This is a genomic window from Gemmata obscuriglobus (assembly GCF_008065095.1).
Lineage (GTDB): Bacteria > Planctomycetota > Planctomycetia > Gemmatales > Gemmataceae > Gemmata > Gemmata obscuriglobus.
The window spans coordinates 7482438-7494261 of record NZ_CP042911.1 but is presented as its reverse complement, the minus strand read 5'-3'; the positions used below and the strand labels follow the sequence as shown (position 1 = coordinate 7494261).

Sequence of the window (11824 nt, the reverse complement as noted above, 5' to 3'; positions counted from 1 at the left end):
CACACTATTACGCGAACACCGGGGAGGAACGGATGCCGGGACACGTTCTCAAACTACTCCACGCCGCCGCTCCCGGAACGCCGGACGCCGAACTGCTCGCGCGGTTCGTGGCCGCGCGCGACGAGGCCGCGTTCGCCGAACTCGTCCGCCGCCACGGGCCGCTGGTGTACCGCGTTTGCCGGCGGCTCGCGCGGCGGTCCGCGGACGATGCGTTCCAGGCCACGTTCTTGGTGCTCGCGTGCCGCGCCGCGGGCGTGCGGAAGGCGGCGAGCGTGGGCAGTTGGTTGGTCGGCACCGCCGGCCGGGTGGCGCGGCAGATGGCGCGGCGGGACGGCCGCGGCGTGGCGCTCGCGCCCGACACCGCCGGTCCCATCGAGCGACCGCCCGATTCGTCCGAACGTGTCGAACTGGCCGCCGCTCTCGACGACGAACTGTCGCGGCTGCCCGAGCACCTCCGCGGTCCCGTGGTGCTGTGCCTCGTGGGCGGGCGAACGCAGGAGCAGGCGGCGGCCGAACTGGGCAGCAGCGTGCGGACGCTGCGCCGCCGGTTGGAGCGGGCCAAGGCGGCGCTGCGTGCGCGCCTGGAGCGGCGCGGGGTCGTGCCGGCTGTCGCCGGGGGGCTGGTGGCCGGTGTCGGAGTGGTGTATGCCGTTCCGCCCGGGCTGGGGCGCCTTGCGACGGGCGGTGCGCTTGAGTTCCTGACCGGTGCGGCACCGGTCGGCCCGGCCGCGATCGCGGCGAAAGGAGTCATGGGCAGTATGACGAGATTAAAAGTATCGGCGGTCGCTGCACTTGCGGTTACCACGGTCGCCCTCGGCTTGGGTGGCCGGGCCGCACAGCCGACGCCGGCGACTCCGCCGGAACGGCCGCTCGCGCTATCGGTCCCCACCGCGCCTCCGCCACAGCCGAAAGCCCCTGTCACGGCTGATGCTGAGGTCCCGTTAGCCATGAGCCGCGGGGTGTTTGTTCACAATAGTGCGAATTTTACAGTGTATGCGTCGACTGATGTCATCGCTCGTGCGGTAGCCGCCGAAGCCGAGTACCAGCGGGCGCAACTCGGCGCGCTGTGGATCGGGGCCGCGCCACCGACGTGGAACGAGCCGTGCGCTATCCTGGTCCGCCGCTCCGCGGATCGGGGGACCGGGGCGACGGTGTTCAACTTCCAAGTGGACGCAGGGGGCAAGCCGTCGTGCCGGCCGCAGGTCGAGTTGACCGGGCCGTTCGAGGATGTCCTTTCGACCGCCGTTCCGCGGGAGGTCGCGCGCGTCGTACTCGCGTACCACTTCGGCCGGCCGCTGCCACCTTGGGCGGACGAGGGCATCGCCCTGGTTTTCAAGGGCGCCGAGGAACAAGTCTTCCACGATCGACGGTGCCGGGAGTTGCTCAACGCGGGCCGCGGGTTCCGTCTCCGGCGGTTGTTCACGATGGGCGATGACCTGCACGACGCTGACACGCTGCGCGTTCAGGGGCATTCGGTCGTGCGGTTCCTGCTGGCGCGCACACCAGTAGCGGAACCGGCTCGCGTACCGGGTACAACGGACGCCGGACCGGCCCCCGGGCTGGGAATCCTCACAAAAGGCACTCCGCCAAATACCCACCGTGCCTTGTTGGACTTCATACGCGCCGGGTTCGACAGAAACACGGCCGAGTCGTGGGACCGAGCGGCGAAGCAGGTCTACGGGTTCGACTCGGTAGCCGCGCTCGAAGACGCTTGGCTCGAGTCAATGCGGAAGCCGCCGGTCCGGTCGGTGAAGGGGGCGAAGAGTAGCTCTGACCTCATCCCGCCGACGCGGCTGCCGGATGGCGACGGGGCACCCGTGCCCACGAAGCCGAAGGGCCCGGCGTTGAAGCCCGGAGGCGGGCCCGTGTTCAGTTCGGCGCGGAAAATCATCTTGCCCGTTCAAGTCGCGCCCGAGCGGCAGGCCGCGCTCCGTGGCGTAACGTTGCTCGTGTGTCGGGGCGAAGGGGCGTCGTGGTATCCCGCCGGAACGGTTCCACCTGATGAGACCCAGTTCACGTTCAATGTACCGGAAGACGGGCTGTACTGGTTCTACCTCGCCGAGAACCCGAAAGACCGCTCCGAAGCCCCCAAAGGCACACTGAAACCCGCTTTCAAGGTCGTTGTGGACACCACCCCGCCCGTGGTCCGCATCACCGAGCCCACGCGCGTCGGAAACGAAATTCGTGTGGCCTGGGCCGTTACCGAGGCGAATCCGGGTGCGCTCAAAGTCCGGTGGCAAGCCGCCGAACCCGCGTCTCCCTGGCAAGACGTGGCGGTGCCATCGACGGAATCGACCGTGACCTTCGACCCCGGGGTCAAAAAGAAGGTGCGGGTTCAGGTGCTTGCCACGGACGCGGTCGGAAACGAGAGCCGGGTGGAGGCGGTCGTCGAGTGAACCTCACTCCCGCCGGGGCTCGGCCGTTTGGCGCGGGGGGCGTCACTCGGACGGAATCACCTCGTTACCGTTTCGCGTGCTCAGCCCGATCAGCACCTGCGATGTGGTGGAGTCCCGCAGGAAGCTCACGCTCCCGTCGGCGCGGGCGGTCATCACCCCGCCGGTGTGGAAGCTCCCGTAGGCGCCGAGCCGGCGCCACCACAGGGCCTTCAGCGCGACGCCGTCCACCGGCGGGGGCGGCTCGGGCGGGAACCCCGGTAGTGGCGGCGGCGGTGGGGTCCACACCGTCCCGTGCCGGTAGCCGATCACGACCTCCGCGCTCAGCAACCCGCCGGCCGCGTTCGGCCCCGGGAGCGCCCCCCACATGGCGTAACTCGCGCTCGGCTGAATGTCCGGACCCGGCGCCGGGGTGATGACGCCCGCCGGCGCGTTCAGGTACGAGTCGAGCGCCGGGTCGCCGATCACCCGCTCGCCGAAGAAGAGGGTGTTGGAGGTGCCGTCGGAGACGTCCAGCATCCGGACGCCGGTCTGGTTCGCGCGCGGCTCGGAGAGCGCCCCCGTCGTGTGGAACATGCCGTCGACGGTGGCCCGCGCCGGCGGGAACGCCACCGTCCCGCCGTTGCCGCCATAGGTGGTGACCGCGAACGAACTGCCGCCGTGCGTGAGGGTTTGAGCCGGGCACACGTAAATGGCGATGACGGTCCCGGCCCGCGGGGCGGTGCCGGAGTAGTTGTTCGCGGGGGCGGCGAAGTCCCACTGCTGGTACAGCGGCGTCTGCTCGATGTAGGGCAGCAATTCCACGAATAACGAAGACGGCCGCAGGCCCGTCTGTGCGCCCGGTGGGAACCGCTCGTTGACATCGTGGTAGTTGTGAGCGGCCAGCGCGATCTGCTTGAGGTGGCTGGTACACCTCGTCCGCGCCGCCGCGGCCCGGACCTTCTGGACGGCGGGCAGCAGGAGCCCGATGAGAACCGCGATGATCGCGATCACCACCAGCAGTTCGATCAGTGTGAACGCGCGACGGAGCGGGGACATGTTGGGACTCGCGAGCCGATCTGCGAGGGGGCGCGTGGTCATCATCGCCGCTCGCCGCGCCGCGGTCCACCGGATTTCCCGCGATCACACGCCGGCGTTCTCTTCGAGCCGCCCCAGGCGCCACGCCCGGCGCTCGCTCCACCGCCAGAACGCTTGCGCCAGCACCACCAGCACCGCCGTCGTGCCGACCAGCACCAGCGCCAGCTCCGCCTTCGACCAGTCCGCCAGCGGGCCGCGGAGCCGCTCCGGCACGTCGCCCATGAGCGCCCGGCGCATTCCCTCGAGCCAGTACGTGGTGGGCAGGCTCATGCTGACCCACCGCACCCACGCCATGTTCCCGGTGAACACCGAGAGCGGGAACACGACCCCGCTGAGCAGGTACACCAGCCCCGCGATGCCCTCGCTGAGGAACATGCCGTTGCGCGCGAGGTTCAGGCACGCGGCGGCGAGGATCATCCCGCACGCCCAGAGCATCGCCGCGCCCGCTGCCAGGTACACGAGCAGCCAGGGGACATCGACGGTGACCGCGGTCCGCACCTGCGCGAACAGGGCTAGCCCGACCGTCAGGTTCAGCACCCCGCCGATGGTGCCCTCGAGCGCGCGGGACGCGCCGCGGCCGAGGAAGTACGTCTGGAACCGGGCCGGGCTGATGTAGACGTACTTCAGCATCCGGTACTGCTCGCGGTCCCGCACCACCGCGGAGCTGAGCCCGAACATGACGGTGCCGACCAGCCCGTAGCACGCGTTGGACACGTACATGTACGGCAGGAACTCGACCGGGACGCGGCGCCCGACGCCCCCGGTGGCCTGGCTGGCGGCGTAGAACATGCCGACCAGCATGAGCGACCCGCACACCGGCTTGACGAGCATGTACAGGGCGAACAGCCACGGGCTGGCCCAGTTGGTTTCGAGCTGCCAGCCGAGCCACGCGGCCAGCCGGAGGGTGCGGAGGTGTGCGAGCATACAGGCATGATACGCGGCGGCGCCGGGAGGGCACGGCGCCGTCAGCGGTCCGTGGCGGCAGGCGCGTTCCAGATCTTCGCGTAGCCGTTGAGCGCGCCCGTGATGACGCGGGTCCCGTCGGGGGCGAACGCGATCGACAGCACCGGCGCCGGGTGTCGGAGCGGCGGCCCGAGCGGGTAGCCCGTTCGGACGTCCCAGAAGCGGGCGGTGCAGTCGGCGCTGGCGGTGGCCAGCACCCCGTGCGCCCGGCCGGCGCCGAACGCCAGCGCGTTCACCCGCCCCGCGTGCTGCGGGGCGCGCCCGCCCCACTCCTCGCCGGAAAGCGGCCACAACCGCACGCTCCCGTCCTGGCCGCCGGTGGCCACACAGTCGCCGCCCGGTGCGATGGCGGCTGCGGTCACCGGGCCGGGGTGCGGGAGCCCCGGCCCGACCTCCGTCTCGCTGGCCAGATCCCAGAGGCGCGCCGGCCGGCCCCGGCGGTAGCCGATCAGCACCGCCCCGCCGCCCGGGTGCGGGGCGAGGCACGAGACCTCGGCGGCCGGCCAGCCGCCGCGGCGGCCGGCCCCGCCCTTCTCGTCCAGCTCCCACCACACGAGTTCCCCCGCGGCGTCCCTGCCCGGCCCGGGCTCGGTCACCGTCACAAAGGAGCGGGTGCCCACGAACGCGACCTGGCCCACCCGCGCCGCGGGAACGCTCTGGCGACCCGGCGGCGCGCGGCTCAGGTCGTACACGGACACCGCGCCCGACCCCTGCACCGCGGTCACCAGCCACCGCCCGTCCGGGCTGACCGACACCCCGAGCGGGGCCAGCGCCTCGCCGTCTCCCGCGGGCCGGATGCTGAGCCGGGGCGGTTCGCCCGGCCAGAGCTCGGCTTTCCGCGCGGTCGCCGTCCGGTCGCCCGACCAGAACTCGACTTTCCGCGCGGTCGCCGCCCAGTCGCCGCCGTGCAGCGCCTCGAACCCCGCGGCCCGGATCGCCTGTTCGGCCCTGGGGCCGATCCGGATCACGATGCCGGGGCCGAGCGGCGTCGGCTCGACCGCCCGGTCCCGGAGCTCGAGCTGGGCGGGCAGCCGCCACAAAACGGACGAGCCGTCCGCCCCGCCCACCAGCAGATGGTCCGACTTGTCGGGGGGGAACTGCAGGGCGAGCACGGGGGAGGGGAGGCGCAGCTCCGCCAGCAGTGCCCCGGACGTCGCGTCCCAGCAGCGGACGGTCCCGCCCCGGTCCGCGGTCGCGCACCGCCGCCGGTCGGTGCTGAACGCCAGGGCGGTGACCCGGTCGGGGTGCCCGTTGACCCACAGCGGGCGCTCGCGGTCGTGGATCGTCCACAGGCTCACCGCGCTCGCCCCGCCGGCCAGGAACGTCTGCCGGTCCGGGCCGACGCGGATGTTGAGCACCTCGCCGCCCAGGTCGAACTGGTGGAACGTCACTGCCGGGTTGGGGCGGCCGCCCCAACCCGGCTCGAAGAGGGAGCCGCGGTTCGGCGCCGGGAGGCCCAGGAGAATCACCCCCTCCTGCTCGCCGGCGGTCAGCAGCATGTTGCCGTTGTCCGGGAACTCGACCCCGGTCACGGCCCCGGGCGCCGGACCGGGCTCGAGGGCCGGCGGCTCGTGGGGGCTCTGGCGCCGCTTCGTGCCGGTGTAAAAGTGGCGGGACGCGGCCTCGCCGTCGGGGCGGGTGAGCAGCCGCCGGCGGTCCAGGTCCCAGACCCGGTAGGTGCCGTCCGCCGACCCGATGCCCACCAGCCGGCCGGACACCGCGCGGTGCGCCAGCGTCGCGCCGGCGGACCGGATCGGGCTGTCCGGCTCGAACGCGAGGTCGTGGCGAACGGCCGCTCCGGTCTGGAGGTTCCACTCGCTCACGTGGCCGGACTCGTACACCGCCCGGAGCCGCCCGCCTGGCTCCGGGAACGCGGCCACCACCCCGGGGCGGGCCGGGTCCGGCGGCGCCAGCTCCCGCAGCGAGCCGGTGCCGTGTGCTTTGTGGTCCAGGTCCCAGACCCGCAGGGCGCCGCCCCGGCGGCTGCCCGTCACGAGCGCCCGGCCGTCGTCCGCGAACACGGCGACCGTGACCGGGCGGGCGGGGTCCGGCCGGTCGAACCCGTACTCCTCGCGCGACCGGAACTCGCCCCACGCGGCGCGGTTCAGCCGCGCCACCCGCTCCAGCTCCTGGAACTCGCCCCGCGCGGCGCGGTTCAGCCGCGCCACCCGCTCTGGCTCCTGGTTCCCGATCCGCTGCGCCGCGTTCAAAACCTCGTCGAGCCCGGACAGGCCGCGGTCCACGCTCCCCGCCTCGCACAGCGCGAGCGCCTGCTCGAGCGCGGACTTCGTGGCCCCGAGTTCGGCTTTGAGCCGCGCCTCGATCGCCTCCTGCCTGTTCCCCTCGGCGGTGGACTGTGCGACCAGTGCGACGCGCAGCGCAAGCCCGATCAAAACGAAGGCCGCCCCGACCGTGGCGGCGACCAGCAGCAGCGCCGCGAACGGGACCGGGTGGCGGCGGATCAGGCGAACGCCGCGCTCCCAGGCCCGGGCCGGCCGCGCGCTGATGGTGCCGCCGCAAAGGTACGCCCGCAGGTCGGCCGCCACGGCGTCGGCCGTCGGGTACCGGCCGCTTGGGGCCTTTTCCAGGCACTTGAGGCAGATGGTCTCCAGGTCCCGGGGCACCCCGCGGGCCAGCGCGCGGGGCGGCCGGGGCCGGTCGCGCACGACCCGCTGCAAGGTGTCCACCACCGTGTCCCCCAAAAACGGCGGGCGGCCGGTGAGCAACTCGTAGAGGATGGCGCCGAGGCCGTGGACGTCGGTGTACGTGCCGATGTCGCGGTGCCGCCCGGCCGCCTGTTCGGGCGCCATGTAGCTCGGCGTCCCGAGCAACTCGCCGGTGGCTGTCATTTCGGACCGCCCGACCCGGGCGATGCCGAAATCGGCCACCTTGGGGGCCGGGTCCCCGGGCTCGCCGCCCAGCAGGATGTTGCTCGGCTTCAGGTCCCGGTGGATGACGCCCTTGGCGTGCGCCGCGGCCACGGCGTCGGCCACCCGCGCGACCAACTCCGCGGCCCGGGCCGGCGGGAACGTCCGGCCCCGGGCCAGGTGCTCGGCGAGGCTCCCGCCGTCCGCGAACTCCATGGCGAAGTACGGGCGCCCGGCGTGCTCGCCGAACTCGTACACCTGGACGATGTGGGGGTGCTGGAGCCGCGCCACCGCCTCGGCCTCGGTCAGGAAGCGCGACCGCGCGGCCGCGTCGTTCAGCCCCGCGTCCGTGAGCACCTTCAGTGCGACCGTGCGGTTCAGGCGGCGGTGCCGCGCCCGGTACACGACCCCCATGCCGCCGCGGCCGAGCTCCCCGGCCACCTCGTACCCCGGCACGTCGGGCGCCGCGGCCGGGGCCGGTGGCGGGGGCGGGACCAGGGGGGCAACGGTGGCGGCGGCCAGGACCCGCGCGAGGAACGCTTCGGGGGGAGGCTCGGCCGCGCCCGCCGGGGCGAGCTGCGGGAACGCGGTCAGTCGCTCCAGTGCCTGCTGGCAGGCCGGGCAGCCGTTCACGTGCTCCTCAACGGCCGGGTGGGCCGCGGCGCTCAGGGTCCCGTCGATCAGGCCTCGTAACTGGTCCGGGGGCGGGCACGCGCTCATGCACCGTCCCCCTCGTCCCCCGCGGCGGGGCCGCCGTCGAGCGCCCGCACTTCCTCTTGCAGCAGCTTCTGCACCCGCCCCTTCGCGACGTAAACCGTTGCCACCTTCATGCCCAACCGCTCCGCCGCCTCGGCCCCGCCCACGCCCTCAAGGGCGGTGAGGGCGAACGCGTCCCAGGTGCGCGCGTCGACCCGCGCCCGCACCCGGGCGGCGGCCGCGTCCAGCAGCTCGCGGTCGAACTCGGCTTCGAGCCGCCCGACCAGGTCGTCCCGCGCGGTGGCCGACTCCAAGGCGTGCCGCGCGGACGTGTCGCCGGCGGCCGGGACCGCCCGCCGGCGCGCCTCGAGCCAGTCGGCCCAGGCGGCGCGGGCCACGGTCTTGAGCCACCCGCGGAAGCTGCGCGCGGGGTCGTAGCGGAACGTGCGCATCTGGCGCGACACCCGGAGCAGCACGTCCTGGGCCACGTCCTCGGCGTCCGCCGCTTGCAGGTTCCAGTGGCGGCACCAGGCGAGGACTTGCGGGCCGTACCGGTGGAGGAACTCGGTCCACGCCACCGCGTCGGCCGGCGCCCCGCCGAGGCGTGCGAGGAGGGTAACGCTGGTGCGCGCGGCGGCCGGGTCCATGAGCGGGGAGCCTCCGACGGGTGGCGTCAATTTTCGGCACGCGGGGCGGCCGGGTCAACACCCCGGGGCGCTGGCGGCGCGTCAACTTCAAAATATTCGTCGCGCGCAGTGTTAGATTCGGCCGCTCGCCGCCGAACGGATTCCAGTTCTGTTCTTAACACGCTCTCCGAGATGTGCCATGACCAGTTGGCTCAAGAACTTCCTCGCGCCCACCAGCCCCGCCCCGTGCCGCGCCCGGCTCGGCGTCGAAACCCTTTCTTCCCGGCTCACCCCGGCCGGGGTGTCGCTCTCCGGTACGACCCTGCTGATCGAGGGGACCGCCGGGGACGACCGGGTGGACGTCGTGCCGAACTACCTCGGCGGGATCGACGTCACGGTCACCCTCGCCGGCGACGGGCCGGTGCTGTACCGGTACGACATCGGTGAGACGACGGCGATCCGCTTCGGCGGCTACGACGGGAACGACTACATCAGCAACCTCTCGTGGAACAAATTGACCGCCTACGGCGGGCGCGGGGACGACACCCTGCGCGGCGGGTACGTGGCCGACGAACTGATCGGCGGTGAGGGCAACGACTTCATCCGCGGTTACACCGGCAACGATTTCGTGAACGGGGACGGCGGCAACGACACCATCTACACCGACGAGGGCGACGACACGGTGTACGGCGGCGACGGCAACGACATCGTGTACGCCGGCGCTGGCAACGACAAGGTGTACGGCGGCGCCGGCCGGGACAGCGTCTACGCGGGGGCCGGCAACGACATCGTGTACGGGGACTACGACCCGGCCGCGCACTACGTGTATGTGGACGACGAAGAAGGCTACCGTTACAAGCCCACGATCGTGCTGACCTCGAACGCCGAAGACACCCTGTACGGCGAGGACGGCGAGGACCGGCTCCAGGGCGGGGACGGGAACGACAAGCTGTACGGCGGCAACGGGAACGACACGCTCGGCGCGACCTGGATGGCGGTCGAGTGGGGGCCGGAGTATCAGTACGACGGGTCCTACGTGGGGCGCCCGGTGACGATCAAGTCGGACGAGGGCGAGTCCGGGGACGATTACCTCTCCGGCGGTGCCGGCAACGACACCCTGCGCGGCGGCGACGGCAGCGACACACTGAGCGGCGGCGACGGCAGCGACTGGCTGTACGCCGGCTGGGTCTGGGGCTCCCTGGACGGCGACAAGGACTATCTGTACGGGGACGCCGGGTACGACCACTTCCTGGAAGTCGAAGCCCGCGACAAGACCGACTGGAACTTCGAGCACATTTCCGCGCTGCCCGGCTGATACGCCGAAAACGGCCGGCGGGGCGGTTGCGCCGCACCGGAGCGAACGTGCCTTCCGGAACGGCGCAACCGCCCCGCCGGCACCAGTGGTTTCAGTCGGTGTGACGTGCCCACTCACCGGCCGTTGAGTGTGGTCCGCTCACTCCGTGAGCGGCCGCTACGGGTATCGGATACGCGTGGCGTCAACGATGGGGCCGCAAGCCCGCGGCTCGCATCTGATGCGCGGAGCGACCGTTTACGGAGTGAGCGGACCACACTCAACGGCCCGAACTGCGCGGCACGGGTTGGTCACCGGTCGACACCGTTTGTAACGCTCGGGCCGGACGCTCAGCGCGTCCGGTCGGGGCGGTCGCGGGCGCCTACGGCCCCTTCGGGGCGCCCTTGCCAGCGAGGTATGCGGCGACGTTCTGCCCGAGCCGCACGGTGCCCGGCGTCTTCACGATGTAGCTGGTCCGCTCGGTCGGGCCGTGGCAGTACCGCGTGAACCCGCAGTCGATGACCACGCGCCGGCCCGGCACCTTCGACACCGCGAGGAGCGTCTTCCCGTCGCTGGCGGCGAGCGCCGCTTCGAGCCCGTCCGCCGGCCCCACGTGGCTCACGGTGATCCCCTCGAACAGGAAGTTCACGCCCGTGAGCAGCGGGTGCGGCTCCACCTCGAACTGACCGCCGAACCGCCGCACTTCCGCCGGGGTTAACCCGCGCCCCCGGACTGCGGCGATCTTGTCGGCGTGGTAGTTGCCGCTCACCCGCGCCCCGAACAGCCGGCGGGCTAGTTCGTCCGCCTCCGCGGTGAACGGCTCGTCGTCCGCGAGCAGGCACAGCCCTTTGCCGGCCCTCACGAAGGCCTCGATCGCCGCGTAGCCCCGCTCGTCGAGCGCGTGCCGCGGAGAGAATGCCACATCGAGTGTCGCGCGGACGATGAACTGGTACTCGGCCGGCGTGAGCCCGGACGGGGCGGCCCCGGCGGGCAACAGCCCCATCGCCTCGACGAGGAGTTCCGGCGTCACCCCGGCCGGCAGTTCCAACCGGCCGGAGGAGACGACCCACAACTGATCGGCCTCTTTCAGCCAGCGCGGGTCGAACCGCCCGAACGCGCGGCGCACGACGAACCCCTTGTCCTCCAGTGCCTTCCAGAGCGGGTTGGTCGGGCCGAAGAACACGTTCCCGGCGTTCTGGAACGCGCACCAGAACAGGATCTTGGTGCCCTTGAACTCGCCGTCCCGCGCGAGTCCGTACTCCGGGCCGACCGGGTTGCCGAACCGGTCCAGTGGGGCGCGCTGGGGCGGGGCCGGCACCGGCGGTTGCGGTAGTGATGGCACCGCTGGCTGCGGTTGGGGTGAGATCTGGGATTGAGGGACGGCTTGCGGTTGCGGGGCGTGCGGCTGTGGGACCGGCCCCTGGGTGAAGGCCGGCGGCTGCGCCTCCGCGGCCCTGATCGGGGCGTTCGGCGCGGGGCGAGCGACTGAAGGGGGCTCGGGCGCGACCTGCGCGGCCGCCGGTTGCGATTCCGCCCGCGGAGCGGAACGGGCCTGTTCGCCCGCGCGGCCTCCCGGCTTCCGCAGTGCGACGAAGAGCACCAGCGCCACGCCGGCGCACAGCAGTACGGCCGCAACCGTCGCGGCGAGGGCGGTGCGAGCGCCGCGCGGGGGCACGTCTACCTCGCGCCGCTCAGGATCGGGAGCGGTTTCCGGTTCCGCACCGGGCACGGTTGCGGCGGCGCCGCAGTTGGGGCACACGACGGCGGTGCCCGCCTTGCGGGCCGCGATCGACAGCCGCCCGGTACAACCGGGGCAGCGGAACCGGATCGGCACGGTGCCCTCCCGCCAAGTGGCGGTGAGACAAGTGGATGTGAGCGGGACCGCCGGGAGGAAGCCCCGGCGGTCCCGCT

General features: G+C 72.5%; 7 protein-coding genes. 2 read left to right on the top strand and 5 right to left on the bottom strand.

The window, feature by feature from the left end:
• Positions 1-32 precede the first annotated feature (32 nt).
• Positions 33-2396: a sigma-70 family RNA polymerase sigma factor gene (locus GobsT_RS30835; RefSeq protein ID WP_010041997.1), complete on the top strand. Its 2364-nt coding sequence runs from the start codon at positions 33-35 to the stop codon at positions 2394-2396.
• A 42-nt stretch (positions 2397-2438) separates the two neighbouring features.
• Here the strand turns inward: GobsT_RS30835 and GobsT_RS30830 are convergent, their stop codons facing one another.
• The 4 genes from GobsT_RS30830 to GobsT_RS30815 form a co-directional block, all read right to left on the bottom strand.
• Positions 2439-3431, bottom strand: coding sequence for a DUF1559 domain-containing protein (locus GobsT_RS30830; RefSeq protein ID WP_010041998.1), 993 nt, complete (start codon positions 3429-3431; stop codon positions 2439-2441).
• Positions 3432-3515: 84 nt separating this feature from the next.
• Positions 3516-4394, bottom strand: a complete 879-nt coding sequence (locus tag GobsT_RS30825; protein ID WP_010042000.1) for an ABC transporter permease — start codon at positions 4392-4394, stop codon at positions 3516-3518.
• A 41-nt stretch (positions 4395-4435) separates the two neighbouring features.
• Complete coding sequence (locus GobsT_RS30820) at positions 4436-8020, bottom strand: serine/threonine-protein kinase (RefSeq protein WP_109570756.1); 3585 nt, start codon at positions 8018-8020, stop codon at positions 4436-4438.
• Positions 8017-8643, bottom strand: a complete 627-nt coding sequence (locus GobsT_RS30815; protein WP_010050860.1) for an RNA polymerase sigma factor — start codon at positions 8641-8643, stop codon at positions 8017-8019. Before GobsT_RS30815 ends, GobsT_RS30820 begins: the two co-directional genes overlap by 4 nt.
• Positions 8644-8821: 178 nt before the next feature.
• Here GobsT_RS30815 and GobsT_RS30810 point away from each other — a divergent pair, with 178 nt between their 5' ends.
• Positions 8822-9937: a calcium-binding protein gene (locus tag GobsT_RS30810; RefSeq protein WP_010050862.1), complete on the top strand. Its 1116-nt coding sequence runs from the start codon at positions 8822-8824 to the stop codon at positions 9935-9937.
• Positions 9938-10295: 358 nt separating this feature from the next.
• Here the strand turns inward: GobsT_RS30810 and GobsT_RS30805 are convergent, their stop codons facing one another.
• Complete coding sequence (locus tag GobsT_RS30805) at positions 10296-11747, bottom strand: hypothetical protein (protein ID WP_033200315.1); 1452 nt, start codon at positions 11745-11747, stop codon at positions 10296-10298.
• Positions 11748-11824: the final 77 nt, after the last annotated feature.